The sequence below is a fragment of the Nocardioides sp. Soil805 genome, assembly GCF_001429625.1.
Classification (GTDB): Bacteria; Actinomycetota; Actinomycetes; order Propionibacteriales; family Nocardioidaceae; genus Nocardioides.
This window is the reverse complement of the sequence record NZ_LMSU01000001.1, coordinates 421,023-446,304: the sequence shown is the minus strand read 5'-3', so window position 1 is coordinate 446,304 and position 25,282 is coordinate 421,023. Positions and strand designations below refer to the sequence as shown.

At 70.7% G+C, this 25,282-nt stretch carries 24 protein-coding genes and 1 riboswitch; of the genes, 13 read left to right on the top strand and 11 right to left on the bottom strand.

Going from position 1 to position 25,282, the window contains the following annotated elements:
• Positions 1-63 precede the first annotated feature (63 nt).
• Complete coding sequence (erpA, locus tag ASG94_RS02260) at positions 64-426, top strand: iron-sulfur cluster insertion protein ErpA (RefSeq protein WP_056924804.1); 363 nt, start codon at positions 64-66, stop codon at positions 424-426.
• A gap of 169 nt (positions 427-595) precedes the next feature.
• On the opposite strand, the gene ASG94_RS02255 is transcribed toward erpA, so the two are convergent.
• Positions 596-832, bottom strand: a complete 237-nt coding sequence (locus ASG94_RS02255) for a hypothetical protein (protein WP_056924803.1) — start codon at positions 830-832, stop codon at positions 596-598.
• Positions 833-894: 62 nt separating this feature from the next.
• Between ASG94_RS02255 and ASG94_RS02250 the strand changes: the two genes are divergently transcribed.
• Complete coding sequence (locus tag ASG94_RS02250) at positions 895-1,881, top strand: carbohydrate kinase family protein (protein ID WP_056924802.1); 987 nt, start codon at positions 895-897, stop codon at positions 1,879-1,881.
• A gap of 86 nt (positions 1,882-1,967) precedes the next feature.
• Here the strand turns inward: ASG94_RS02250 and ASG94_RS22120 are convergent, their stop codons facing one another.
• Together ASG94_RS22120 and ASG94_RS02240 are read right to left on the bottom strand one after the other, a co-directional pair.
• Positions 1,968-2,204, bottom strand: a complete 237-nt coding sequence (locus tag ASG94_RS22120; RefSeq protein ID WP_056924801.1) for a sulfurtransferase TusA family protein — start codon at positions 2,202-2,204, stop codon at positions 1,968-1,970.
• Positions 2,201-3,355, bottom strand: coding sequence for a cysteine desulfurase family protein (locus ASG94_RS02240; protein WP_056924800.1), 1,155 nt, complete (start codon positions 3,353-3,355; stop codon positions 2,201-2,203). The genes ASG94_RS22120 and ASG94_RS02240 overlap by 4 nt, the downstream gene beginning before the upstream one ends.
• A gap of 169 nt (positions 3,356-3,524) precedes the next feature.
• Between ASG94_RS02240 and ctaC the strand changes: the two genes are divergently transcribed.
• The 4 genes from ctaC to ASG94_RS02220 all read left to right on the top strand — a co-directional run bounded on the left by ctaC (position 3,525) and on the right by ASG94_RS02220 (position 7,849).
• Positions 3,525-4,376 carry an aa3-type cytochrome oxidase subunit II gene (ctaC, locus tag ASG94_RS02235; protein ID WP_235537095.1) on the top strand — a complete coding sequence of 284 codons (852 nt, stop codon included), beginning with the start codon at positions 3,525-3,527 and terminating at the stop codon, positions 4,374-4,376.
• Positions 4,373-6,139: an aa3-type cytochrome oxidase subunit I gene (ctaD, locus tag ASG94_RS02230; RefSeq protein ID WP_056924798.1), complete on the top strand. Its 1,767-nt coding sequence runs from the start codon at positions 4,373-4,375 to the stop codon at positions 6,137-6,139. The genes ctaC and ctaD overlap by 4 nt, the downstream gene beginning before the upstream one ends.
• Entirely contained in the window at positions 6,136-6,534 is a 399-nt protein-coding gene (locus ASG94_RS02225) for a cytochrome c oxidase subunit 4 (RefSeq protein WP_056924797.1), read from the top strand. Before ctaD ends, ASG94_RS02225 begins: the two co-directional genes overlap by 4 nt.
• Before the next feature lie 94 nt (positions 6,535-6,628).
• Positions 6,629-7,849: a L,D-transpeptidase gene (locus ASG94_RS02220; RefSeq protein WP_082623879.1), complete on the top strand. Its 1,221-nt coding sequence runs from the start codon at positions 6,629-6,631 to the stop codon at positions 7,847-7,849.
• A gap of 438 nt (positions 7,850-8,287) precedes the next feature.
• On the opposite strand, the gene ASG94_RS02215 is transcribed toward ASG94_RS02220, so the two are convergent.
• Genes ASG94_RS02215 through ctaE form a run of 5 tightly spaced genes read right to left on the bottom strand, consistent with a single transcriptional unit; the run spans position 8,288 to position 13,528 of the window.
• The gene (locus ASG94_RS02215; protein WP_235537094.1) at positions 8,288-9,166 is read right to left on the bottom strand and encodes a ceramidase domain-containing protein; all 879 of its coding nucleotides are present in this window, start codon (positions 9,164-9,166) and stop codon (positions 8,288-8,290) included.
• A gap of 26 nt (positions 9,167-9,192) precedes the next feature.
• Positions 9,193-10,947, bottom strand: a complete 1,755-nt coding sequence (gene qcrB, locus ASG94_RS02210) for a cytochrome bc1 complex cytochrome b subunit (protein WP_056924796.1) — start codon at positions 10,945-10,947, stop codon at positions 9,193-9,195.
• Positions 10,944-11,987: a cytochrome bc1 complex Rieske iron-sulfur subunit gene (gene qcrA, locus ASG94_RS02205; protein WP_056924795.1), complete on the bottom strand. Its 1,044-nt coding sequence runs from the start codon at positions 11,985-11,987 to the stop codon at positions 10,944-10,946. The genes qcrB and qcrA overlap by 4 nt, the downstream gene beginning before the upstream one ends.
• Entirely contained in the window at positions 11,984-12,859 is an 876-nt protein-coding gene (qcrC, locus tag ASG94_RS02200) for a cytochrome bc1 complex diheme cytochrome c subunit (RefSeq protein WP_156411382.1), read from the bottom strand. The genes qcrA and qcrC overlap by 4 nt, the downstream gene beginning before the upstream one ends.
• Before the next feature lie 30 nt (positions 12,860-12,889).
• Positions 12,890-13,528 carry an aa3-type cytochrome oxidase subunit III gene (gene ctaE, locus ASG94_RS02195; RefSeq protein WP_056924793.1) on the bottom strand — a complete coding sequence of 213 codons (639 nt, stop codon included), beginning with the start codon at positions 13,526-13,528 and terminating at the stop codon, positions 12,890-12,892.
• Between the two features lie 76 nt (positions 13,529-13,604).
• On the opposite strand from ctaE, the gene ASG94_RS02190 reads away from it, so the two are divergent.
• Genes ASG94_RS02190 through trpD form a run of 3 tightly spaced genes read left to right on the top strand, consistent with a single transcriptional unit; the run spans position 13,605 to position 16,036 of the window.
• A complete protein-coding gene (locus tag ASG94_RS02190; protein ID WP_056924792.1) occupies positions 13,605-14,540 on the top strand; it encodes a cytochrome c oxidase assembly protein in 936 nt (311 codons plus the stop codon).
• 10 nt (positions 14,541-14,550) lie between these two features.
• The gene (locus ASG94_RS02185) at positions 14,551-14,970 is read left to right on the top strand and encodes an Rv3143 family two-component system response regulator (RefSeq protein ID WP_056924791.1); all 420 of its coding nucleotides are present in this window, start codon (positions 14,551-14,553) and stop codon (positions 14,968-14,970) included.
• 19 nt (positions 14,971-14,989) lie between these two features.
• Positions 14,990-16,036 carry an anthranilate phosphoribosyltransferase gene (gene trpD / locus ASG94_RS02180; protein WP_056926230.1) on the top strand — a complete coding sequence of 349 codons (1,047 nt, stop codon included), beginning with the start codon at positions 14,990-14,992 and terminating at the stop codon, positions 16,034-16,036.
• A 191-nt stretch (positions 16,037-16,227) separates the two neighbouring features.
• On the opposite strand, the gene ASG94_RS02175 is transcribed toward trpD, so the two are convergent.
• A complete protein-coding gene (locus ASG94_RS02175; protein ID WP_056924790.1) occupies positions 16,228-16,854 on the bottom strand; it encodes a YgjV family protein in 627 nt (208 codons plus the stop codon).
• 45 nt (positions 16,855-16,899) lie between these two features.
• Positions 16,900-21,018: an Ig-like domain repeat protein gene (locus ASG94_RS02170; RefSeq protein ID WP_156411380.1), complete on the bottom strand. Its 4,119-nt coding sequence runs from the start codon at positions 21,016-21,018 to the stop codon at positions 16,900-16,902.
• A gap of 152 nt (positions 21,019-21,170) precedes the next feature.
• On the opposite strand from ASG94_RS02170, the gene ASG94_RS02165 reads away from it, so the two are divergent.
• Positions 21,171-21,449, top strand: coding sequence for an Lrp/AsnC family transcriptional regulator (locus tag ASG94_RS02165; RefSeq protein ID WP_056924788.1), 279 nt, complete (start codon positions 21,171-21,173; stop codon positions 21,447-21,449).
• A gap of 4 nt (positions 21,450-21,453) precedes the next feature.
• On the opposite strand, the gene ASG94_RS02160 is transcribed toward ASG94_RS02165, so the two are convergent.
• Positions 21,454-23,232 (bottom strand): DEDD exonuclease domain-containing protein, encoded by a 1,779-nt coding sequence (locus tag ASG94_RS02160; RefSeq protein WP_056924787.1) that lies wholly within the window; start codon positions 23,230-23,232, stop codon positions 21,454-21,456.
• 130 nt (positions 23,233-23,362) lie between these two features.
• On the opposite strand from ASG94_RS02160, the gene ASG94_RS02155 reads away from it, so the two are divergent.
• The 3 genes from ASG94_RS02155 (at position 23,363) to ASG94_RS02145 (ending at position 25,254) form a co-directional block, all read left to right on the top strand.
• Positions 23,363-23,620, top strand: coding sequence for a hypothetical protein (locus tag ASG94_RS02155; protein WP_056924786.1), 258 nt, complete (start codon positions 23,363-23,365; stop codon positions 23,618-23,620).
• 119 nt (positions 23,621-23,739) lie between these two features.
• On the top strand, positions 23,740-23,946 hold the full coding sequence (locus ASG94_RS02150; protein ID WP_056924785.1) for a hypothetical protein: 207 nt from the start codon (positions 23,740-23,742) through the stop codon (positions 23,944-23,946).
• A gap of 132 nt (positions 23,947-24,078) precedes the next feature.
• Positions 24,079-24,229, top strand: a riboswitch (cyclic di-AMP (ydaO/yuaA leader).
• A gap of 29 nt (positions 24,230-24,258) precedes the next feature.
• The gene (locus tag ASG94_RS02145) at positions 24,259-25,254 is read left to right on the top strand and encodes a C40 family peptidase (protein ID WP_056924784.1); all 996 of its coding nucleotides are present in this window, start codon (positions 24,259-24,261) and stop codon (positions 25,252-25,254) included.
• Positions 25,255-25,282 lie beyond the last annotated feature (28 nt).

The following is a 25,282-nucleotide window of genomic DNA, read 5'->3' as shown; positions in this document are numbered from 1 at the left end:
TATCCGGGGGTGTGCGACCATTGGTGAGGTAACGAGCACCATTCGACTTCTGAGGAGCACCGCATGACCGAGCAGGTCGAGACCGCCACTGACCGCCGCACCGACCAGATCAACCTGAGCGACGTCGCCGCCTCGAAGGTCAAGAGCCTCCTCGAGCAGGAGGGCCGCGAGGACCTCGCCCTGCGCATCTCCGTCCAGCCCGGCGGCTGCTCGGGCCTGCGCTACCAGCTCTTCTTCGACGAGCGCACCCTCGACGGCGACGTGACCACCGACTTCGACGGCGTGACCGTGGTCGTGGACCGGATGAGCGTCCCCTACCTCAACGGCGCGATGATCGACTTCGTGGACAGCATCGAGAAGCAGGGGTTCACGATCGACAACCCCAACGCCACCGGCTCCTGCGCCTGCGGCGACTCGTTCCACTGATCGAGGCCGCGCCAGCGGACTCGATCGATGGTGGTTGAGCAGCGACCGCGACTGAGGAACGAAGTCGCGACGGAGCGTGTCGAAACCCGGTGAGACGAAGAACCACCTGAACCACGCGAAGGGCCCCCGCCATCGGCGGGGGCCCTTCGTCGTGGATGCGTGCGCGGGGCTACTTGCCGTAGAGCGCCTCGGCCAGCCGCGCGGCCGCCTCGCTGACCCGGATGTCGCGCTTGGCGACCTCGCGCGGGTAGTCCTCGTAGCGCAGGCTCGGGGCCGCGGAGACGGCGGCGCGCGCCGCGCGCTCGAGGCGCAGGTTGCGGGTCGTCGCGCGGCAGTCGTCGGCCATCTCGCTGGTGCTCGCGAGCGGGGCGTGGGTGAGGCGGGCGGCGCCGTCGGGAGGGGTCATGGCGCCGACGCTAGTGGCTACCGTGAGGTATCCCCAGCAGTACTCAGGGGTAGTGTTCGCGCGTGCCTCTGCTGATTGCCGGATCCATCGCGACCGACCATCTGATGTCCTTCCCGGGCAGGTTCTCCGACAGCCTGGTCGTCGACCAGCTCGACAAGCTCTCGGTGTCCTTCCTGGTCGAGGAGCTCGAGGTGCGCCGCGGCGGGTGCGCCGCCAACATCTCCTTCGGCCTCGGCAACCTGGGCCTGCGCCCGGTGCTGGTGGGGGCCGTCGGCGAGGACTTCGCTGAGTACCGCTCCTGGCTCGAGCGCCACAACGTCGACTGCACCGCGGTCCACACGTCGCAGACGCGCCACACCGCCCGGTTCGTCTGCACCACCGACTCCGCGCACGCGCAGATCGCCTCGTTCTACGCCGGCGCGATGAGCGAGGCACGCGAGATCGAGCTGAAGCCGATCGTCGACCGGGTCGGCGCCCCCGACTACGTCCTCATCGGCCCCGACGACCCGCAGGGCATGCTGCGCCACACCGACGAGTGCCGCCAGCGCGGCTACCCCTTCGTCGCCGACCCGTCCCAGCAGCTCGCCTTCGGCGACGGGGACCTCATCCGGCCGCTCATCGACGGCGCCGAGATCCTCTTCTCCAACGAGTACGAGGCCAGCCTCATCGTCCAGAAGACCGGCTGGTCGGCCGAGGAGGTCCTCGAGCGCGTCGGCACGTGGGTCGTGACGCTGGGTGCCGAGGGCGTGCGCATCGACCGCAAGGGCGAGGAGTCGGTGACCGTCCCGGCGGTGCCCGAGATCCGCAAGGTCGAGCCCACCGGCGTCGGCGACGCCTTCCGGGCCGGCTTCCTCGCCGCCCTGGGCTGGGGACTCGACCTCGAGCGCGCCGCCCAGCTCGGCTGCCTGCTGGCCGTCTACGTCGTCGAGCAGGTCGGCACCCAGGAGTACACGCTCTCGCGCGCGGCCTTCCTGCGACGTCTCGAGGCGGCGTACGGCGCGTCCGCTGTCGCCGAGGTCGAGCCGCACCTGCGCACCCTGCACCCCTGACGAGGACGCGCCAGCGGACTCGTCGATGGTGGTCGAGCGAGCGGCGCGCCTGAGGGACGAAGGCGCGACCCGCGTGCCGAGACCCGTCAGGCGCTGCGCCTGACCAGGTAGCGCGGCGCCCCGTCGTCGGCCAGGTCCTCGCCGACGTACTCCTGCCCGCGCATCCGGCACCACGCCGGCACGTCGACGCGCGCGGCGGGGTCGTAGGCCACGACGGCGACCACCCGCCCCGGCTCGACGTCGCCGAGGTGGCGGGCCAGCTCGATCACCGGCATCGGGCAGCGCAGGTCGCGGCAGTCGAGCTCGAGGTCCGGCGCGGTCACAGGCCCACCCGCGCGCGGATCTCGCGGACGACCTCCGGCAGGACGTCGCAGAAGGCGTCCACCTGGGCGCGGGTGGCGTCGCGCTGCAGCGAGAGCCGGACGTTGCCGTGGGTCAGCACGCCCATGGCCTCCAGCACGTGGCTCGGCGCCAGGGTGGACGACGTGCAGGCCGAGCCGCTGGCGATGCCGAAGCCGCGGCGGTCGAGCTCGAGGACCAGCGCCTCGCCGTCGACGTACAGGCAGGAGAAGGTTACCAGGTGGGGGAGTCGCGCATCGGGGTCGCCCACGACCTGCACGTCGGGGACCTCGGCCGCGACCCGGCGGCGTACGACGTCGATGAGCCGGTGGTGGCTGGCGTTGACCTCGTCACGCTCGGCCACCACCGCCTGGAGGGCGGCCGCCGCGGCCAGGGCGGCCGGGACGTTCTCGAAGCCCGAGGAGCGCTCGTCGACGCGGTCGTCGCCGGGGAAGGGGTTGCGCCAGCGGGCGCCCTTGCGGACCAGGAGCACGCCGACGCCGGCGGGCCCGCCCCACTTGTGCGCCGAGCCGGCGGCCGCCGCCCACCCGTCGGGCAGGGGGAGCCGTCCCATCGAGGCGCAGGCGTCGGTGAAGAGCGGGACGTCGTCGGGCAGCTCGAGGGCGCCCACGCCCTGGAGCGTGCCGACCTCGTGGTTGGCGGTCTGCACCGCCACGACCCCCACCTCGGGGGCGGTCGCCTCCCGCGCGAGGTCGCCGAGGTGCACGCGGCCGGTCTCGTCGCAGCCGACCGGGACACCCCGCGCGCCCCACCGGACCGCGTGCAGGACCGCCGAGTGCTCGACCGCGGGGTGGACGACGACGTCACCGCGCCGGGAGCCGCGCACGAGGCCGAGCAGCCCCCGGTGCACGGCGTCGGTGCCGCTGCTGGTGAAGCTCACCTCGTCGGGGCGGACGCCCAGGGCGTCGGCCGTCGCCTCGCGCGCGTTGTCGAGCAGGAGGCGGGCGTCGCGCGCGTGCCGGTGCAGCCGGCGGGGGTCGGCGTACCCCCGCTCGAGCGCGGCGACGAGCACCTCGCGGGCGGCCGGGTGGAGCGGTGTCGAGGAGGCGGCGTCCAGGTCGACCGGGCGCCCGCCCCCGACGTCCGCGGGACCGGCGCCGGACGCATTGCTCACTCGTCGAACCTAGACCATGGGCGGCGGGCCGGGCCGCTGCCGGCTCGTGTGCGCCGCGACACCCCACCCGCCCCTCGCCACCACCCATATTGGCGATAGTGTTCCTCCCGTCGAGACTGACCGAAAGAGAGGCTCGTTCGTGGGTCTGCAACTCCCCAAGCGTGCAGCCGTGCCCGTACGTCGGGTCGCGACTGGTGTGGCGCTGGCCGCCGTGCTGTTGTTCCTGAGCGCGTGCGATGCCGCCGACAGTGACCAGATCGCGCGTCTGGCGATGCCGGAGCCGATCACCGAGCAGGGTCCGGCGACGTTCGACCTGTGGAAGTGGGCGTGGGTCGCCGCCATGGCGACGGGCATCATCGTCTGGGGCCTCATCGCCTGGGTCGTGATCCGCTTCCGCCGGCGCAGCGACGACGAGATCCCGGTGCAGACGCGCTACAACCTGCCCCTCGAGATCTTCTACACGATCGCCCCCATCATGATGGTGATCGTCTTCTTCTACTGGACCGTCAAGGTGCAGGACGACCTCGTCGAGCTCGACCCGCAGCCCGACGTGACCGTGGACGTCGTGGGCCAGCAGTGGTCGTGGACGTTCAACTACACCGAGCAGGGCGAGGGCGGTACGACGCCGTACACCTCCGGCACCGCCACGCAGATCCCGACGCTGGTCCTGCCGGTCGACCAGACCGTGCAGTTCAACCTGCAGTCCCCGGACGTCATCCACGACTTCGGCGTGCCGTCGTTCCTCATGAAGATGGACGTCATCCCGGGCCGGGTCAACAAGTTCCAGGCCACCCCCACGGTCATCGGCGAGTACCGCGGCAAGTGCTACGAGCTCTGCGGCACCTACCACTCGCGGATGCTCTTCAACGTCCGTGTGGTCAGCCAGGCTGACTACGACACCTACCTCGCTGACCTCGCCGACCAGGGCTTCGTCGCCGACGAGCCCCTCCTCGGTGGGGCCGACGCGACCACGCAGGCCGGTCTCGGCGAGGACGACGACCAGGAAGGGAGCCAGGAGTGACCGCCACCGCGACCCCCGGCACCGCCACCACCCCGGCCCCGAGCAAGACCCTGGGCCAGCAGCTGGTCCGGATCATGACCACGACCGATCACAAGCTGATCGGCAAGATGTACCTGATCACGTCGTTCGCCTGGTTCATGGTCGGCGGCCTGATGGCCATGCTGATCCGCTCCGAGCTCGCGTTCCCGGGCCAGCAGGTCGTCAACGACGAGCTCTACAACCAGCTCTTCACCATGCACGGCACGATCATGCTGCTGCTGTTCGCGACGCCGCTGTTCTTCGGCTTCGCCAACGTCATCATGCCGCTGCAGATCGGCGCCCCCGACGTGGCGTTCCCGCGGCTCAACATGTTCAGCTACTGGCTGTTCCTGTTCGGCGGGCTCATCGCCGCCTCGGGCTTCCTGACCCCCTCCGGCGCTGCGAGCTTCGGCTGGTTCGCCTACACCCCGCTGTCCGACGGCGTCCGCTCGCCGGGCGTGGGCGGTGACCTGTGGATCATGGGTCTGTGGATGGCCGGCCTCGGCACCATCCTCGGTGCGGTCAACTTCATCACCACGATCATCTGCATGCGCGCTCCCGGCATGACGATGTTCCGGATGCCGATCTTCGTCTGGAACGCCCTCATCACCTCGCTGCTCGTGCTGATCGCGTTCCCGATCCTCGCCGGCGCGCTGCTGTCCCTCGAGGCCGACCGACTTCTCGGGGCGCACGTCTTCGACCCGTCCCACGGCGGCCCGATCCTGTGGCAGCACCTGTTCTGGTTCTTCGGGCACCCGGAGGTCTACATCATCGCGCTGCCGTTCTTCGGCATCGTGTCGGAGATCCTGCCGGTCTTCAGCCGCAAGCCCCTGTTCGGGTACGTCGGCCTCGTCGGCGCCACGCTCGGCATCGCGATCCTCTCGGTCGCGGTCTGGGCGCACCACATGTTCGTCACGGGCGCTGTGGACCTGCCGTTCTTCTCCGGCATGACGTTCCTGATCGCGGTGCCCACCGGCGTGAAGTTCTTCAACTGGATCGGGACAATGTGGGGGGGATCCCTGTCCTTCGACACCCCGATGCTGTGGTCGATCGGCTTCCTCACGACCTTCCTCTTCGGTGGCCTCACCGGTGTCATCCTGGCCAGCCCGCCGCTCGACTTCCACGTGTCGGACTCCTACTTCGTGGTCGCGCACTTCCACTACGTCGTCTTCGGCACCGTGGTGTTCGCGATGTTCGCGGGCTTCTACTTCTGGTGGCCCAAGATGACCGGCCGGATGCTCGACGAGCGCCTCGGCAAGCTCCACTTCTGGCTGCTGTTCGTCGGCTTCCACACGACCTTCCTCGTCCAGCACTGGCTCGGCGTCGAGGGCATGCCCCGTCGCTACGCCGACTACCTGCCCGAGGACGGCTTCACCACGCTCAACCAGGTCTCCACCATCGGTGCGTTCCTGCTCGGCGCCTCGACGTTGCCGTTCCTCTACAACGTCTACGTGTCGGCGAAGTCCCCGATGGTCGGCGTCGACGACCCGTGGGGCTGGGGCCGCTCGCTCGAGTGGGCGACCAGCAGCCCGCCCCCGCGTCACAACTTCCACACCCTCCCGCGGATCCGCTCGGAGTCGCCGGCCTTCGACCTCCACCACCCGGAGATCGCGATGCTGGAGCTCGCCGAGAACGACGCCGAGCGCAACGGGGGACCGGCCGACGCACCCGAGGTGCACGGTCGCGAGGAGATGCTGCGCGAGCGCGTCAGCGACGACGACACGACCGAAGGAGACGCCCGGTGAAGGCCGAGTCCTGGATCTTCATCATCACCACCATCTTCCTGGTGCTGGTGACGCCGGCCTACTGGCTGCTCGCCGGCGACTGGACGGGCACGTCCGCGCTGACGATGACCACGCTGCTGACGCTGATGATCTCGCTCTACCTGGGGTTCCACGCGTCGAAGATGGACCCCCGCCCCGAGGACCGCAAGGACGGCGAGATCGCCGACGGCGCGGGCGAGCTGGGCTTCTTCCCGCCCTACTCGTGGTGGCCGCTGTGGTGCGCCGCGACGCTCGGCGTGTGCGTCTTCGCCGTGGCGATGGGCGCGTGGTGGCTGTTCATCATCGGTGGCGCGATCGGCATGATCGCCCTCTGCGGCTTCATCTTCGAGTACTACCGCGGAGAGCACGCGCACTGAGCGTGTCGGTGGTGCGTTGATTCTGTGCCCTTCGGGGTCGCGGTTACCCTTGCAGTGACCTGGCACCGCGTCACTCATGGGGGATCGTCCACGCATGCACTCTCTGCTCCGACCCACCACGTCCTCGGTACGTCGTCTCGGTGCGACGCTGGCCGGCGTGCTGCTCTGCACCTCGCTGGCGGCCTGCGACGCGGGCTCCGGCCAGGAGCCGGACGCCGCACCGGGTGACGGCGGCGCCAGCGAGGCCGTGGACAAGCCGGACCCGGTGCGCTTCGCACTGGGGGTGCGCAACGCGCGCGCCGTACCCATCGGAGAGCCGGTCGAGCTGAGCGCCGAGGGTGGCGAGCTCACCGAGGTGAGGGTCGCCGCCGCCGACGGCACCCGCGTCGACGGCACCCTGCGCGACGGCACCTGGCGCTCGACGGGCCGCTTGGAGCCCGGCACCGACTACGTGGCCCGCAGCACCGCCGAGCGCACCGACGGCCAGGCCGTGACGCGTCCCGTGCGGTTCCACACCCAGGACCTCACCCTCGACGAGCAGACCTACCCCTCGGTCGCCCCGCTCGCCGGCGAGACCGTGGGCGTCGGGATGCCCGTCGTCGTCACCTTCGACGTCCCGGTGACGGACAAGGCGAGCTTCGAGAAGCACATGACCGTCACCAGCACGCCGGCGCAGCCGGGCACCTGGCACTGGATCAGCGACAACGAGGTGCACTACCGGCCGCGCACCTACTGGCAGGCCGGCACGGACGTCTCGGTCGACATCGACGTCAACTCGGTCCCCGCCGGCAACGGCGTCTACGGCCAGGAGAGCCGCACCGTGGACTTCCAGGTCGGCGACGCCCACGTCTACAAGGTCAACGCGCAGACCCACCAGATGCAGGTCTTCTCCAACGGCGCGCTCCTGCGCACCCTCCCGATCACGACCGGCAAGCCGGGCTTCACCACCCGCTCGGGCACCAAGGTCATCATCGAGAAGTTCGACGAGAAGCGGATGAACTCCGAGACCGTCGGCATCAACCGCGACGACCCGGAGGCCTACGACATCGACGACGTCCAGTGGGCCATGCGGGTCACCTACTCCGGTGAGTTCATCCACGCCGCCCCGTGGTCGGTGGGCTCTCAGGGCAGCGCCAACGTCTCGCACGGCTGCACCGGCATGTCCACCAGCGACGCCGCCTGGCTCTACGCGATGACGCGGCGCGGCGACGTCGTGGAGTACACCGGCACCGACCGGGGGATGACCCTCACCAACGGCTACGGCGACTGGAACGCCTCCTACGCCGACTACAAGGCCGGCTCCGCCCTGTCCTGACCGGGCACTTCCTGACCGCTCACGACCGCCGACCGGGCACTTCCTGACCGCTCACGACCGTCGACCGGGCACTTCCTGACCTCTCACCACCGCCGACCGGGCACTTGATGACCGCTCGCGACGGGCTCACGTGCACGGATGTGGCCGCTCGACGGGCTCACGTGCCTGGAAGTGCCCGCTCGACGGGCTCACGTGCACGGAAGTGCCCGCTCGGTCGGCTCAGGTGTCGGGAAGTGCCCGCTCGACCCGCCTCAGGTGTCGGGAAGTGGCTGCTCGACCGATTCACGTGCCTGGAAGTGCCCGCTCGGCCGGCTCAGGTGTCGGGAAGTGCCCGCTCGGTCGGCTCAGGTGTCGGGAAGTGCCCGCTCGACCCGCCTCAGGTGTCGGGAAGTGCCCGCTCGGCCGGCTCAGGTGTCGAGAAGTGCCCGCTCGACCGGCTCAGGTGTCAGGAAGGGCCCGCTCGGCCGGCTCCTGCGCCGAGGCCCAGTAGCGGTAGAGGCAGTACGCCGAGACCGCGGTGAGCAGGTGCCACACCGCGTGGCCCTGGACCCACGCGTCGGGGTCGCACAGCGGCGCACCGGTGCGCGACAGGGTCCACGTCACCAGCGCGACGACCATGGCGCCGAGGGCGCCGCCGATCCAGACGAGGTCGCCCGGACGGCCGGCGCTGCCCCGCAGGCGGGCCTCGACGGCCACGGCCACGACCAGCAGGACGCCGAACGCGGCGTTGCCGGCGTTGTTGACGACCGGGAGCGACCCGGCCCGCCCGATCGTGTCGCAGAGGGCCACCAGGGCCCCCAGCAGGACCACGAGGGTGACGACGCCCCGTCCGGTGGCGCGGATGCCGGCGTACGCCACGGCGAAGCCCGCCACGAGGTACATCGAGAGCTGGTCGAGGCGACCGCCCAGCTCGCTCCGGGTCGCGTGCATGGCCATGCTGCCGGGACCGAGCAGGACCACCACGACGGCGTACGTCGTGGCGAGACCACGCCGCGCCAGGCGGCCGCGGGGGCGCCCGGCGTACCAGCCGACGGCCAGGCCGGCCAGCACGAACCCGAGGTTGCTCTGCGTGTTGGCGGGCTGCCGGAGCGCGCCCGGGTGCGGGGCCTCGCAGAACTCGGCTCCCCGGCCCACGTCCGCGCCCAGCCATCCCAGCCGCAGCGCGACACCCAGCAGGAGCAGGGAGAGCACCGCCGACGCCGCGGCGACGAGCAGCGGCCCGGGGGAGCGCCGTGCTGGACGGGGGTCCGACGACGACTCGTCAGCCTGCCCGGAGACGCGACGTGCCCCGGACCCAGTCGGGTCCGGGGCACGCACGACGCTGCTGTGCTGTCCGCTAAGGGTCAGTGACCGCTGCGCAGCGGGGCTTCCTCGACCGTGTGGTCGCTGTGCCCGTCGAACTGGTGACCGTCGGCCGGGTGGTCGAGGCCGGCCTCGAGCTCGTGCTCGTGGGCCGCGTGGTGGTGCGCCTCCTCGATCTCGGCCGCGGTCGGCTTCTGCACGTTGTAGCCGTACATCTTCTCCGACAGCTTGGCCCGCAGCGCCTGGACCCGGGAGCCGGGAGCCGTGACGCCGTTGGCGTCGGTGTCGCCCTCGACCGTGTAGATCTCGTCGCGGTCACGCGCCGTGAGGGTGTACGCCGCCGTCTCGCTGATCGGCAGGTGGCGCTCGGAGTAGCCGCCGTCGGGGGACCGCATGATGATGCCGGTCTCGTAGCCGTGCAGCAGCTTCTCGTTGTCGTGACGCTGCAGCGAGATGCACCAGCGGCGGGTGACGAAGAACGCGATCGCCGGCCCGAGGAAGATCATCACCCGCATGAAGTAGGTGATCTGGTTGATGCTCAGGTCGAACTTGATGGCGATCAGGTCGTTGCCGCCCGCGGCCCAGGCGAGACCGTAGAAGGTCATCAGGGACACCATCACCGCGGTGCGGGTGGGGGCGTTGCGCGGGCGCTGGAGCAGGTGGTGCTCGCGCTTGTCCCCGGTGATCCACGCCTCGATGAAGGGCAGCAGCATCAAGATGACCAGCATCAGCGGCGGCACGATGAGGATCGGGATCATGACGTTCCACGAGATCGTGTAGCCGAAGATCACCGACTCCCAGCCGGGCATGATGCGCAGCAGGCCGTCGGGCCAGCCCATGTACCAGTCGGGCTGCGAACCGGCCGTGACCTTGGTCGGGTCGTAGGGGCCGAACTTCCACACCGGGTTGATCGACAGCAGACCACCCATGAGGGCGGTGACGCCGAAGACGATGAAGAAGAAGCCGCCGGCCTTCGCGGCGTACACGGGCAGCATCGGGAAGCCGACGACGTTCTGCTCGGTGCGGCCGGGGCCGGGCCACTGCGTGTGCTTGTGGTAGACGAGCAGCAGCATGTGCGCGGCGATCAGGCCCAGCAGCAGGCCGGGGATGAGCAGCACGTGGATGATGTAGAGCCGCGGGATGATCGAGTCACCCGGGAACTCGCCGCCGAACAGCAGGAACGACATCCAGCTGCCCAGGACGGGCGTGGCCTTGAGGAAGCCGTCCGCGGCCCGGACGCCGGTGCCCGAGAGCAGGTCGTCGGGCAGCGAGTAGCCGGTGAAGCCCTCGAGGGTGCCGAGGAGCAGCAGCAGGCAGCCGATGACCCAGTTGAGCTCGCGCGGCTTGCGGAAGGCACCCGTGAAGGCGACGCGGAGCAGGTGCACCATCATCGAGGCGACGAAGAGCATCGCGGCCCAGTGGTGCATCTGGCGCATCAGCAGGCCGCCACGCACGTCGAAGGAGATGTTGAGCGTGGAGGCCATGGCCTCCGACATCTCGATGCCACGGAGCTGGTCGTAGGAGCCCTCGTAGTGGACCTCGCCCATGCTGGGGTTGAACCACAGCGTCAGGAAGACACCCGAGAGCAGCAGGACCACGAAGCTCCACAGGGCGATCTCGCCCAGCATGAAGGACCAGTGGTCCGGGAAGACCTTGCGGAGGTTCTTGCGCATGGCACCGGCGAGACCGAGGCGGTCGTCGGCCCACGTGGCCACGCCGCCGATCTTCGACGGCTTGGACGGGGTGGCCGCGCTCGAGCCGTTGCTGCTGGCGACCTTGCTCGTGTCGAGACTCATTCCTTCTCACGCTCCCAGTAGCTGGCCCCGACGGGCTCAGTGAAGTCGCTCTGTGCGATGAGGTAGCCCTCCTCGTCGACTGCCAGGGGCAGCTGGGGGAGGGGTCGGTGAGCGGGTCCGAAGATGACCTTCGCCGCGTCGGCGAGGTCGAACGTGGACTGGTGGCACGGGCAGAGCACGTGGTGCGTGGTCCGCTCGTACAGCGAGATCGGGCACCCGACATGGGTGCAGATCTTGGAGTAGCAGATGATGCCGTTGACGGTCCAGTTCTCCCGTCCCTTGGCGGGGACGATGTCGCCGGGCTCCATCTTGACGACGATGATCGCGCCCTTGGCCTTCTGGACCTGGAGCTCGACCCCCTCGATCTCGGGGTAGCCGTTCTCCTCGGTGGGGAACAGCGCCTCGGGCGCGGCGTTGACCAGGTCGCCGATCTCGAGCTCGGAGGCCTTGATCGGGGTGCCGACGACGTCGCGCACGACACGCATGCCCTTGGTCCAGATGGTGCTGGCCAGCTTGTCCTCCGGGGCGGGACCCAGGTCGCGCAGCAGCACGACTGCCGGCAGGCCCAGGAGGCCGACGGCGCCGAGGAGTGTGTTGCGCACCAGCGGACGACGCCCGATGCCGGACTCCTCGCCGCCGAGGGCGAGCGCCTCGAGCGTGGCCGCGCGGTCGTCCTCGGAGGAGGCGGCCGGGTGGCGCAGCTCGGAGATCTCGTGGTCGCCCATGAGCTTGCGCGCCCACTGGATGATGCCGATGCCGATGAACAGCAGGGCGCCGCCCAGCGCGAGGCCGAGGGCGACCGTGGAGGCACCGAGCCCGAGGAAGGTGTCGAAGTTGTCACCGATCTCGAGCGTGAAGTAGGCGACGACGAAGAGGAACGCGCACACCATGGACAGCGCGAACATCCCGGCGATCTGTCGCTCGGCGCGCTTCTCGGCGCGCTCGTCGACGTCGGTGGGACGCCACTCGTGGGCGGGGAGGCCGGGGTTGGCGATCGGCTCCTCCGGCACTGCCGGAGTGTTGTCGTGCGAGTCGGTCATGCCTTGGCCCCTTCCTTGGTCTTCGAGCTGCGGGTGCTGTGGGCGGCGATCCAGACGCAGAAGCCGACCAGCCCGCCGATGCCGGCGATCCAGGCGAACAGTCCCTCGGAGACCGGGCCCAGCCCGCCGAGGCCGAACCCGCCGTACTCGGGGGTCTCCTCGAGACTACCGAGGTAGGCAATGACGTCGCGCTTCTCGTCGGGGGAGAGGTTGCCGTTGCTGAAGGTCGGCATCGACTGCGGACCGGTGAGCAGGGCCTCGTAGATGTAGCGGGGCTCCACGCCGTGCAGGGTCGGCGCGTAACCGCCCCGCGGCATGGCGCCACCGGCGCCGTTGAAGTTGTGGCAGGCGGTGCAGTTGGTCAGGAAGATCTGGCCACCGCGGGTGATGGCCTCCTCGCGCTCCTGCTCGGAGAGCCCGTCGATGGAGTAGTCCTCCGAGCTCGGGATCGCCGGGCCGGGGGCCAGCGAGGCGACGTACGCGGCGAGAGCGGCGGTCTCCTCCTCGCTGTAGACCGGCTTCTTGCGCGGGGCCTGCTGGCCCGGGTTGGCCAGCGGCATCCGGCCGGTGCCCACCTGGAAGTCGACGGCGGCCGCGCCGACGCCGACGAGCGAGGGGCCGATCTGCTTGCCCTCGCGGGCGGTGGAGATGCCCTCACCGTTCTGGCCGTGGCAGAACGAGCAGCCCACCAGGAAGAGCTCGCGGCCCTGGGCGACGAGCTCCTCGTCGCTGGTGGAGTCGGCCTGGGCCGGCGAGAACGCGGTGTAGAGGCCACCGGTCATGAGCAGGCCGAGCAGCAGCACGACGAGTCCTGCAAGGGGGCCGCGACGGTGCCGGGAGATCCGACCTGCGGAGCGGTTCAACAAGCGCACAGTGAGTCCTAGCTGTCCGGGTCGGGGGGCTTACTTGATGAGGTAGATCGTGGCGAACAGCCCGACCCACACGACATCGACGAAGTGCCAGTAGTAGGACACGACGATGGCGCTCACCGCCTGCTCGTGGGTGAAGCGGCGCGCGATGTAGGTGCGGCCGAGCACGAGGAGGAACGCGATGAGGCCACCCGTGACGTGGATGCCGTGGAAGCCGGTGGTGAGGTAGAACATCGTGCCGTACGCCGAGGACGGGATCGTCACGCCCTCGTGCACCAGCTCGGCGTACTCCAGCGCCTGGCCGCCGATGAAGACCGCGCCCATGACGTAGGTCAGGATGAACCACTCGCGCAGGCCCCAGCCGCTGACCTTGAAGACCGAGCCGGAGCGGCCGACCTGGCCGCGCTCGGCGGCGAAGACGCCCAGCTGGCAGGTGAGCGAGGAGAGCACCAGGATCGCGGTGTTGGCCGTGGCGAACGGGACGTTTAGCAGGCCGGTCTCCTGCGCCCACAGCTCGGGGCTGACGGCGCGGATCGTGAAGTACGCCGCGAAGAGGGCCGCGAAGAACATCAGCTCGCTGGAGAGCCAGATGATCGTGCCCACGCTGACCATGCTCGGTCGGTCGTGGTGCCCGTGCAGTCGGGATGCCGGAATCGCTGTTGCTGTCGCCACGACGCCATTATGTCGGTAGCCGCCCCGGAGGGCACCCCGACCCCCTCACTATCGGCGTCATAAAGTTCACATCGTGATGACCACCGCCTGGACGACCGACCCGGTCCTGCCGAGATTCGCCGTCAGCCGGGTCTTCACCGACTGGGGGATCGACCCGGTGCCCTTCGTCCTGGCCGTCTGGGTGGCGGGCGTCTACCTGGTCGGGGTCGTGGTGCTGACGCGGCGCGGCGACCGCTGGCCGATCGGTCGCACGCTGTCCTTCGTCGGGCTCGGGATGGGCTCGTTCGTCTTCGCCACCGCGTCCGGCCTGGCGCGCTACGACACCACGCTGCTGAGCGTGCACATGGTGCAGCACATGGTCCTGTCCATGGTGGTGCCGCTGTCCCTCGCGCTGGGGGCTCCCGTCACGCTGGCCCTGCGGACCCTGCCCGCCGCGCCGCGGCGCTGGCTGCTCGTCGTGCTCCACTCCCGCGTGGCCCGCGTGCTGTCGTTCCCGCCGCTGACCTTCCTGCTCTACATCACCGCGCCGTGGGCGCTCTACTACACGTCCTGGTACGACGCGTCGCTCGCGTCGCCGTTCGTCCACGAGATGATGCACGTCCACCTCGTCACGGTGGGTGCGCTCTTCTTCTGGCCCCTCATGGGCATCGACCCGTTGCCGGGCCGGGTGGGCTACCCGTTCCGCGTGCTGCTCACGGTGATGACCCTGCCGTTCCACGCCTTCCTCGGCGTCACGATCATGGGGCAGACGACCCTCATCGGGGAGTCGCACTACCTCGCGCTGCGCGAGGGGCCGATGGGGGCGTGGCTCCCGCCCGCGCTGGACGACCAGCACGTCGCCGGCGGGATCCTCTGGGCTTCCGGCGACCTGATCGGCCTCGTCTTCTTCGCGGTGCTGTTCGTGCAGTGGGTGCGCTCCTCGCACAAGGAGGCCGCCCGTGAGGACCGGCGCCTCGACCTGATCGAGGCGCGCGCGGCCCGCAGCGCCGCGTCGCCCGAGCCGCACGGGTAGCATCCGGCACGTGAGCCAGACCACGTCCGACCGCAAGCCGCTCAAGGTGCTCGTCTACAGCGACGACATCGACACCCGGCAGCAGGTCATCCTCGCGCTGGGGCGCCGCCCCCACCCCGACCTGCCCGAGCTGGAGTACGTCGAGGTGGCCACCCTGCCCGTCGTCCTGCAGAACATGGACGCCGGCGGCATCGCCCTGGCGATCCTCGACGGCGAGGCCGTGCCCGCCGGCGGCATGGGGATCGCCAAGCAGCTCAAGGACGAGATCTTCCAGTGCCCGCCCGTGGTGGTGCTGACCGGCCGCCCGCAGGACGCGTGGCTGGCCACGTGGTCCCGGGCCGAGGCGGCCGTGCCCCACCCGATCGACCCGGTGCAGCTCGCGGAGGCGGTCGTCTCACTGCTGCGCCCCCGCGTGCCCGCCACGTCCTGACCCCACCATCATGGTGGCCATGTCCTCCGGCTCGACTCCCGTCCCCACCTGGCCCGACGTCCTCACCACGCTCGTGGCCGGCACGGACCTGACGGGCGAGCAGGCGCGCTGGGCGATGGACCAGGTCTTCGCCGGCGAGGCGACGCCCGTCCAGGTCGCCGGCTTCGTGGTGGCCCTGCGTGCCAAGGGCGAGACGGTCGACGAGCTGTCCGGGATCGCCGACGCGATGCTGGCCGCGGCCAACCCGATCTCCGTGCCCGGGCGGCTGCTCGACATCGTCGGCACCGGGGGAGACCGGTCGATGTCGGTCAACATCTCGACGATGGCCGCCATCGTCGCGGCCGGGGCCGGGGCGACCGTCGTCAAGCACGGCAACCGCTCGGCGTCCTCGAAGTCCGGCTCGGCCGACGTGCTCGAGGCCCTGGGCATCCGGCTCGACCTCCCGGTGGCCCGCGTCGCCGAGATCGCGGGCGAGGCCGGGATCACGTTCCTGTTCTCGGCGGCCTTCCACCCGGCGATGCGGTACGCCGCCGTGCCGCGTCGCGAGCTCGGGATCGCGACCACCTTCAACGTCCTGGGACCGCTCACCAACCCGGCGCGGCCCCAGGCCCAGGCGATCGGGTGCGCCGACCCGCGGATGGCTCCGGTGATGGCGGGCGTGCTCGCCGGGCGCGGCATCGACGCCTGGGTCTTCCGGGGGGACGACGGGCTCGACGAGCTCACCACCACGACGACCTCGACCCTGTGGGCGGTGCGCGACGGCGCGGTGTCGACCCGCACGGTCGACCCCGCGACGTACGGGCTGGCGCTGGCGACCACCCACGACCTGCGAGGAGGCGACGCCGCGCACAACGCCGAGGTCGTACGCCGCGTGCTGGCGGGCGACCGTGGCCCGGTGCGGGACGCCGTCGTCCTCAACGCGGGAGCCGCCCTGGCGGTGTACGACGCACCGGGGGAGCCGGTCGAGGACGCCCTGGCGACGGGCATCGAGCGGGCCGCCGCGGCGATCGACGCCGGCGACGCGCAGGCGGCCCTGGACCGGTGGGTCGAGACGTCCTCGCGCTGACGTCCTAGGCGTAGAAGCCGTAGGCGATCGCGTAGGCGTTGACGACGATCAGGACGGCGAACATCGCGCCGATGATGCGGTTGTCGTTGAGCCAGGCGACGGGGAACATGAGCACTCCTTCGGGTTGGCGTCCTGACCGCCTACCCGAGGTCGTTGAACGTCAAACCTCGACGCGCGTCACACCGACCGCCTCAGAGCGCGAGGACCCACGCGGCGCCGTCGCGCTGGAAGCCGAGCCGGTCGTAGTACGGGCCGACCATCGAGGGTGAGGTGACCACGCGCCGGTAGCCGTGGTCGACGAGCATGCCGCTGCGGCGCCAGACGAACTCGCCGGGGGAGAAGTCGCGGTAGCGGGGGGTGACGTAGTCGAGCAGCACGTGGGCGGTGTCGCCCTCGGCCCGCAGCAGCACCACCCCGACCGTCTCGTCGCCGCGCTGGACCAGGAACGCGTCCTGCCCCTCCGCGGACGGGTCGTGCACGAAGTCGGGGTTGAAGCGCAGGATGTCCGAGCCGTGCACGCGCAGCACGTGCCGGAGGTACTCGTCGTCGCCCCGGACCTCGAGCACCTCGAAGGCCTCGGCGTCGTGGCGATCACGCAGCAGCTGCACGATGAACCAGATGTTGATGGCGCACAGGACGGCGTTCATGCCGACCATCGGCCAGACGCCCACGAAGGCGTTGAAGGCGACCAGGATGACGCACGCGGCGAGGTTGAGCACCCGGAAGCGCAGCACCCTCGTCTGGAGCAGCGAGTACACCAGGAGGGCGCTGCCGCCCCAGCCGAGGATGTCGAGCCAGTGGTCTTCGAGCCAGGTCACCCGCGGAGGTTACTGGCCCCCGCGGGTGTCCGGTGATTCAGCGCGTCAGCGCACGACGTACAGCTTGGTGATCTTGGACTTGGAGCCCGCCGTCGAGCCGTTGCCGATGTAGACGGCCTTGATCTTGTGCTTGCCCTTCTTGAGCTTGGGCAGCTTCCACCCGATCTTGCCGTCCCGGGTGCTGACCAGGGTCAGGGTCTTGAGCTTCTTGGCGCCGTCGAAGACCTTGATGGCCCCCGTCGGGCCGGCGACGCCCGCGACCGCGACCGTGATGCCGATCTTGACCCGCTTGCCGACCGGGACCCGGGTCTTGGACAGCGTCGCGGTGGTCTTCGACGCCATCTTCGGGACGCTGACCGCCACGGCGGTGGCACCGCCGTCGGAGTACCCGGTGCGGGCGGCCAGCACGACGACGGCGATCGAGGTGCCCGCGTCCTCCGGCACGAGGCGGTACGACGAGCGGGTGGCGGACGGGATGAGTGCCCCGTTGCGCAGCCACTGGTACGTCAGCGAGAGCTGCGTCGGCGACCAGGTGCCGGGGGAGACCTGGAGCGTGCTCCCGACCACGGGGGAGCCCGAGATCACGGGGAGCGTGGTGGACACCAGGGCGCCGCCCGCGCTGACCACCAGGCCGTCGCTGACCGACGTGCCGCTGGCGTAGTTGGGCTTGGTCCCGGTGGCCTTGACCGTGATGGTCTTGCCGTAGTCGAGGGCCTGGACGACGTAGCTGGTGCCCGTCCCGCTGCTGGGCGCGGCGCCGTAGATCGGCTGTCCGTCGCGCAGCCACTGGTAGGTGACCGTGACGTCGGTGTGCCCGCCCGCCCAGGTGGGCGCCTGCACCGTGAGGGTGCTGCCCACACCGGTCCCCCCGGGAGCGAGGATCGCCGGCTTGGCGTCGGCGACCAGGACGGCGTTGACGGTGAAGACCGACGAGGCCGTGCCCAGGACGTTGCCGCTGGCGTCCTTCGCGGCCAGGGTCCACCGGTAGTCGCCGCTGGTGAAGCGGCTCGTCGCCGCCCAGGCGGTGGAGACCGTGTTGGCGACCACCGTCGAGCCGCCGGAGACCGGGGTGACGGTGACCGTGTAGAGCGCGGCGGTGGGGATGGGGTCCCACTCCAGGACCGGCCCGTCGGGCGGCTGGATCGCACCGGTGCCCGGGGCGGTGATGGTGGGCGTGCCCGCGGTGACGAAGAAGCGGCCGCCGGCCGACCAGTCCCCGGGGTTGCCGGACGCGTCCACGCGACGCACGCGCCAGCGGTACGCCGACGCGCTGGGCGCCAGGGCCTTGTTCCACGTGTAGGCCGTGGTCAGCAGGCCGGTGCCGCTCGCGACCTTGTTGGCCGCGGAGTAGGTCAGGTCGTCGTTCTTGTAGACCTCGACGTCGTAGCCCTTGGCGTACGGCTGGGCCTGCCAGCGGAACGCGGTGGTGCCCGCGGCGGCGACGCTGTTGACCGGGGCGAGGAGGGTCACCGGAGGGGTCTCCCGGACGAAGGTGGCCTCGCTCGTCGACCACGTCAGGCCGTTGCCGTCGGAGTCGATGGCCTGCACCCGCCACCAGTAGGTGCGGTTGGCGTAGATCTTCGCGGTGCTGGTGAAGGTCGCCTGGTCCACCTCGGCAGAGTCGATGACCGTCGAGGGGGAGAAGGAGGAGTCGGTCGCCACCTCGATGCGGTACTTCATGGCCGACTGGGGCAGGGACTCACCGGTCTGCGCCCAGGTGTCGGTGGTGGCGGTGGACGCGGGGTCGTGCCAGTAGTTGTCCCACGTGAAGGTGGCCTCGGTCTTCTGGGTGAGGCTGCTCCGCAGTCCCGACACGGGCGGGGACTTCTTGAAGAACGTGTGCTGCGCGGAGCCAGACACACCGACCGGGCTGGCGCCGCACTGGCCGACCGCCCGGCACGGGCGCACGAACCAGTAGTAGGGCCGCTCGGTCTGGTTGTCGGCGTAGGTCCAGTCCCGGTTGTCCAGGGCCGGCATGTAGATCGTGTTGGTGGTCGCCGGGAGGGCCGTGGTCGGCTCGAGCAGGTTGGAGAAGCTCGGGTCCTCGGACACGTAGACCATGTAGAAGGCCGTGCCCGGCTCGCGGGACCAGCGGAGCACCGGCGTCGCCGGGACGGTGCACACCCCGGTGGTGGGGGTGCAGGGGGTCTGGCCGGGGTTGTTGGCGTCGAGCGCCCGCCCGCCCAGGGCGACCTTGTGGCCGGTGGCCGGTGCGATGGCGCGGATCTGGAAGGTGCTGGTGGGACCGGCGCCGCCGATCTGCGCGCCGGTGGAGGAGTGCGCGGTGACCCACCAGGTGTAGGTCCCGGCGCGCTTGAGCTCGCTCGAGATGTCGGTCATCGCCGGGAAGGCCACCGGCTTCTCGAAGAGCCCGGACGTCACCAGGATGTTGGTGCCGGGCTTGAGGGCGTGCACCCGGTAGTAGGCCGCGGTCGGCTCGTGCTCCCACGACAGCGACGGGGGGCCGTTGAACTGGGTGGCGGGTGAGGGGCCCAGGGGCGTCAGCGGTGCCGCTCCGGTCGCCGGGATCGACGCCGCCACGTTGAACCTGCGCTGGGGGGCGAGGGACGTGGTGCCCTCGCCCGTGACGGCGTACACCGACCAGGTGTAGGGGTTGTTGGCCGCCGGGAGCCGGGTCTGGCCCTTGGGCGTGTACGACGTGGCGTACGTCGTCTCGGAGTCGACGACCTGGCCGAGGCCGTTGGTGATGGTGACCTTGTAGGTCAGGGCCCCCGGCGCGGAGTCCCAGCTGAGGGTCGGCACCGCGACGGTCGCACCGTTGACCGGCAGGAGGTTGGTCATCGCCAGGCCGGTGTAGGTGAAGCTCCACGTCGGGGACCACAGGCCCTGGACGCCGGGCAGGTCGCCGCCGCCGGGCTTGACGTACGGCCGGTCCAGCGGGCGCACGCGCCAGTAGTTCACCTTGCCCGGCTCGGGGTCGCAGTCCTCGTTGATGCGGTTGGGGAGGACGTTGATCAGGTCGGTGTCGTTGATGGCGAAGATCCCCGGGGTGTACGTGGTGGCGGCCACCCGGCAGGAGTTGTAGGTGTTGGGGGAGAACTCGGCGTCCGTGCCCACCCAGATCTCGTACTCGGAGGCGTTGGTGACCGCGTCCCACTGGAAGTAGAGCGGGTCCGGCACCGTGGTGGCGCCGTTGGCCGGGAACACCAGGTCGGGCGAGATGTCGTAGTGCCGGTTGAAGTCCACGCTGGAGCGGGCCCACTGCGAGGAGTTGCCGGCGGTGTCGACGGCGCGCACCCGCCAGTAGTAGCCGTTGTTGTCGTAGGTGATGGCCGGTGAGAACCGGGTGCCCAGGACGCGGTTGCTCGCTCCGGTCCGGTCCTCGAGCACCGAGCCGGCCGTGAAGTCGCTGTTGGTGGACACCTGGAGCTCGTAGCCGATCGCGCCGGCGACGGGGTTCCAGTCGAGCACGACGTCGATGACGTCGGGGGACACGTTGGCCTGCGGGCCCAGCGGGCCGGTGATCACCGGCGTCGCCAGCGGGTCGATCCAGAAGGTCGAGGTGGTGCTGGGCTGCGACACGATGCCGGGTCCCTTGGACGCGATGACGCGCCAGAACCAGTCCCCGAGCCCGAGAGGCCTGGTGACCACGAGCGAGGTGGTCTCGGTGGTGAACTCCGTGGCGCCCACGAAGTCGCTGTCGCTCGCCACCTGCACGGTGTAGGACTTGGCCCCCGGGGACGCCGTCCAGGAGAGCAGCGGGGCGTTGTCCGGCTGCTGGAGGTGGGCGCCGTCGACGGGGCTGGACGGGACGGGGACGCCCACCTGCGGCGGGTCGAACGGGAGTCCGGTCGCCCAGTCCGACCGGTCGGTGCCCTGGACCGCTCGCACGCGCCAGTAGTTGGTCGCGAGCTTGAGGGCCACCTCGGGCACGTAGACGGAGTTGACCGTGGCGGCGCTGACCTCGGGCGTGCCGAAGCCGGGGTCGTCGTCCACCTGGATCTCGTACTTGTCCGCGCCGGCGGACCGGTTCCAGTTGAACTTCGTCGTCGACGGCAGCGGCTGCGCGACGTTGAGCCCCGAGGGGGCCCCGGGCGCCACGGCGTAGGAGCCGCTCGGCACGGCCAGGACCGCTGCCGCGGCCAGGACCATCAGGGCAGATGCGCGGGCAGTGGCCCGACGTGCGGCAGTGGTGCGTGACATCCCGTGATTCCCCTCGTACGGCCTACGGCGCAGACCCGGGTCACGCTAGGAGCGGCTGCGCGTTTGCGGAGGCGAATGGCGCCGCGTGACCCGAAATGACTAGTCAGGTGTGACCGATCGGGTCGGGCGCCCATCGGCGCTACGGTGGGCACATGATCACCGCCATCGTCTTCGTGAAGGCCGACGTCGCGCGCATCCCGGAGGTCGGCGAGGCGATCGCCGCCCTGGACGGCGTCAGCGAGGTCTACTCCGTGACCGGCCAGATCGACCTGATCGCCCTCGTGCGCGTGAGCAGGCACGAGGACATCGCGGCCGTGGTCGCCGACTCGCTCAACAAGGTCGACGGGGTCACCGGCACCGAGACCCACATCGCGTTCCAGACCTTCTCCCAGGTCGACCTGGAGTCGGCCTTCTCCCTCGGCCTGGACTGACGCGTCACCGCACGGGGCGGTGCACCGTGGCCGGGAGACGGTGCTCGTCGAACGGCACCAGCGAGAGCCGTGACTGGTTGACCGCGTCGTAGAGCGGCAGGTGGCGCGTGGCACCGGCGACGGGGCAGATCCACTCGCCGTCGACGTCGACCAGCCGGATGCCGGGGGACTCGAGCCAGCGCAGGACCTTCTCGGTCTCCTCGGCGGTGGCGGCCGGGACCGGTCCCGGCGCCGTGCGGACGCTCTCGGCGCTCGCCCGCAGCTGACGGACGTAGGTGTGGGCGTCGGTCCCGGGCGGGATCACCCCCGCCGCGGCCAGCCGGCCGTGGCGGACGACGTGGACGCTCCAGCGGCCGTCGTCCTCGCGCCTGGCGGCGACGACCTCGGGGCAGCGGGTGAGGGCGGACAGCCGCTGGGTGCGCGCGGCCGCCCGCACGAACGTGGCCAACCGGTCGCGGTGCACACCCGCCTCCTCGAAGCGCTCGAGCGCCGCCAGGGACGCCATCCGCCGGTTGATCGCGTCGACGACCTCGTCGGGTCGGTGCAGGAGCGTGTCGCGCAGCTGCCGGACCACGGCGGCGTACGTCGCGGTGTCGACGCTGCCGTCGCACGGCGACAGGCACCGGCCCATCTCCGCCAGGACGCACGCCGACCGGGAGGGCTGCCGGGCGAGCTTGTCGGAGCACTGACGGACCGGGAAGGTGTCGTGCAGTGCTGCCAGGCACTTCTCCGCCGTCTTCTTCGACGAGAAGGGCCCGAGGTAGTCGGCGTCGTCGTCGAGCACGCGCCGCACGAGCGACAGGCGGGGCCAGGCCTCCCGGGTGAGCTTGACGAAGTGCACCTTCTCCGGGAAGCGCGAGCGGCGGTTGTACTTCGGCTTGTGCTCGGCGATGAGCCGCAGCTCGCGCACCTCCGCCTCGAGCGGGGTGGCGCAGGGGATCGCGTCGACCGACTCGGCCAGCCCGACCATCTCGCCCATCCTGGTCCGGCTCTCGGAGGCCGTGAAGTAGGAGCGCACCCGGCTGCGCAGGTCCTTCGAGGTGCCGACGTAGAGCACGCGCAACCGCTCGTCGCGGAACAGGTAGACGCCGGGCAGGTGGGGGAGGCCCTCGGCGAGGTGGCGCTTGCGGCGCTGGGCCTGCGAGACCCGCGACGAGAAGGTGGCGAGCTCCTCGAGGGTGTGCACGCCCTGGCCTCCGAGCCGCTCCATCAGCCCGTGCAGCACGTCGACGGTGGCGCGTGCGTCGGACAGGGCCCGGTGGTTGGGCGTGGTCGTGGCGTTGAAGAGCTGGGCCAGCGAGCTGAGCTTGCAGTTGGGCGCGTCGTCACGGGTGACGACCCGACGGGCGAGCTTGGCCGTGTCGAGGACCTCGAACCTCGGCCAGGGGTGCGCCTGCTCGGCGGCGAAGTGCTTGAGGAAGCCGACGTCGAACGGTGCGTTGTGCGCGACCAGCACGCAGCCGGCCGCGAACTCGAGGAAGGCGGGCAGCGCCGACTCGATGGGCGGTGCGTCGCTCACCATCGCGTTGGTGATGCCGGTGAGCACGGCGATGAACGGCGGGATCTCCGAGCGCGGGTTGACCAGGGTCTGGAACTCGCCCAGCACCTCGCCGGCGCGCACCTTGACGGCGCCGATCTCGGTGATCATCGAGCCGCCCGCCGCGGAGCCGCCGGTGGTCTCGAGGTCGACGACGCAGAACGTGACGTCGCGCAGCGGCCGGCCCAGCTCGTCGAAGCTGCGTTGGGCCTCCCAGCGGGAGGTGGTGGGGGCGGCACTGCTCATGGTCGCGACGCTAGATCGCGGCACCGACAACGGACGGGAGGACGCGCCCCGCGCGTCGGTCACTAGGCTGCTCCGGTCGGTCCGACCCACGTCCGTCCCTGCCTGACCCTGTCTGCCCCCTGGAGGCACCGTGCCCGCACAGATCCCCGACGCGACGCACCGCTGGCGCTGCGGAGGTTGCGGCAACCTCACGCGCTTCGACGTCACCCGCACCCGTCGTACGACGGAGTTCTGGCACTTCGACCTCGCCGGCGACCACGTCGTCGAGGAGGAGACCGTGCGCGAGGAGAGCGTGGAGGCGGTGTCCTGCCGCTGGTGCGGACGTGACGACGCGATCGAGCTGGTGGCCCGCAACGAGGCCGGGGCCGACCCGCACGAGCAGCGCTGAGGGCGACCCTCGGCACGGGGTGCTGTGCACCGTGCGACGCACCGCGCGACACGCCCTCCGACACGCCCTCCGACACGGCGGCGACCCCGTTGTCGGTGGCGCCTGTCAGCGTGCGCCGCATGACGACACGCATCGACTGTGACACCTGTGTGGTCCGCGCGCTGGCCTGCCACGACTGCGTGGTGACCGTGCTCCTCGGACCACCCCCCGAGCTCACCCTCGACGACGACGAGCGCGAGGCCCTCGCCGTGCTGGCCCAGGGCGGGCTGGTCCCGCCCCTGCGGCTGGTCGAGCCCGTCGCGGGGCCGGTGGTCGAGTCCGCCTGAGCGGTGTGATCCACCTCACGCGCAGAACACGTTTGAGACTGTGGACCAAAGATTGGTGGACGGTCCCCGGCCGGTCTACAGTGTCGGCTGGTGTGCGTGGCAATGGGCCATACGGGTCCATGCGCAGACCGCGTCTAATCCACACGCCACCGGCGCGAGCCGGGGGTGCCAGGAGCCGGGGAACCACGTCCCACCTGGGGTGAATCGTCCTCGAGAGCAGCCACCGCTGCGGAGGGGACGTAGGGCATGTCGTTGCCCGAACCCGTCAGCTCACCCGGTAGACGTGACGACAATGAGGGAGAACGCCCGCTCGTGACACACGACCGGAAGCGACTCGGCAGCGCCCTGCTGGGAATCACGGCGATCGCCGCCATCGGATTCGTCCCTGCCTCGCCCGCCCAGGCCGAGCCGGACATCAGCGACGTCGAGCAGCGTGTCGACCGGCTCTACCACGAGGCCGAGCAGGCGCAGGAGCGCTACAACGACGCCAAGCTGGACCTCGCCGACCTGCGCGACGAGCTCGGCTCCCTCCGCGCCGACGAGCGCCGTCAGGACGCCCGGCTCGAGGCAGTCCGCGCACAGGTGACCGACTCGGTCCGCCGCCAGTACGAGGGCGAGAGCATCTCCACCGTCGGCCAGGTCGTCGTCTCCGACGACCCCGCCGCCTTCCTCGGCCAGCTGTCGACCATGTCGTCGTACACCCAGCTCCAGGACACCCTCTTCGCCGACTACTCCACCGAGGTCGAGGCCCTCTCGCTGCGCGAGGAGGCCACCGCCGACCGCACCGCGGAGATCGCCGCGACGACCGAGCAGCTCGGCAAGGAGAAGGCGGCCGTCGAGTCCAAGCTCGACGAGGCCAAGGACCTCCTGGCCGACCTCGAGGCCGAGGAGCGCGAGCGCCTCACGAGCACCTCCCGCTCGACCTCCACGAGCCGGATGCCGGCCTCCGTGCCCGCGTCGGGCCGGGCTGCGGCCGCCGTCAGCTACGCCATGGCCCAGGTCGGCGACGCCTACGTCTACGGCGCCACCGGCGACAGCGCCTTCGACTGCTCGGGCCTCACCATGCGGGCCTGGGGCGCCGCCGGCGTCGGGCTCCCGCACTCCTCGAGCGCGCAGTACGGCTCCGGCCCGCACATCGCGGCCAGCGCCCTGCAGCCGGGGGACCTCGTCTTCTACTACAGCCCGATCAGCCACGTCGGCATGTACATCGGCAACGGCATGATCGTGCACGCCGCCAACCCGAGCACCGGCGTCCAGGTCGCCGGCCTCTACTCGATGCCGTACGTCGGCGCGGTCCGCCCTGGCTGATCGCACGACCCCGAGGACCGGTCGCCCA

Coding starts and splice junctions, on each gene's coding strand:
- erpA (WP_056924804.1), top strand. CDS start 64: ATGACCGAGCAGGTCGAGACCGCCACTGACCGCCGCACCGACCAGATC.
- ASG94_RS02255 (WP_056924803.1), bottom strand. CDS start 832: ATGACCCCTCCCGACGGCGCCGCCCGCCTCACCCACGCCCCGCTCGCG.
- ASG94_RS02220 (WP_082623879.1), top strand. CDS start 6,629: ATGCACTCTCTGCTCCGACCCACCACGTCCTCGGTACGTCGTCTCGGT.
- qcrB (WP_056924796.1), bottom strand. CDS start 10,947: ATGAGTCTCGACACGAGCAAGGTCGCCAGCAGCAACGGCTCGAGCGCG.
- qcrA (WP_056924795.1), bottom strand. CDS start 11,987: ATGACCGACTCGCACGACAACACTCCGGCAGTGCCGGAGGAGCCGATC.
- ASG94_RS02190 (WP_056924792.1), top strand. CDS start 13,605: ATGACCACCGCCTGGACGACCGACCCGGTCCTGCCGAGATTCGCCGTC.
- trpD (WP_056926230.1), top strand. CDS start 14,990: ATGTCCTCCGGCTCGACTCCCGTCCCCACCTGGCCCGACGTCCTCACC.
- ASG94_RS02170 (WP_156411380.1), bottom strand. CDS start 21,018: ATGTCACGCACCACTGCCGCACGTCGGGCCACTGCCCGCGCATCTGCC.
- ASG94_RS02165 (WP_056924788.1), top strand. CDS start 21,171: ATGATCACCGCCATCGTCTTCGTGAAGGCCGACGTCGCGCGCATCCCG.
- ASG94_RS02160 (WP_056924787.1), bottom strand. CDS start 23,232: ATGAGCAGTGCCGCCCCCACCACCTCCCGCTGGGAGGCCCAACGCAGC.
- ASG94_RS02150 (WP_056924785.1), top strand. CDS start 23,740: ATGACGACACGCATCGACTGTGACACCTGTGTGGTCCGCGCGCTGGCC.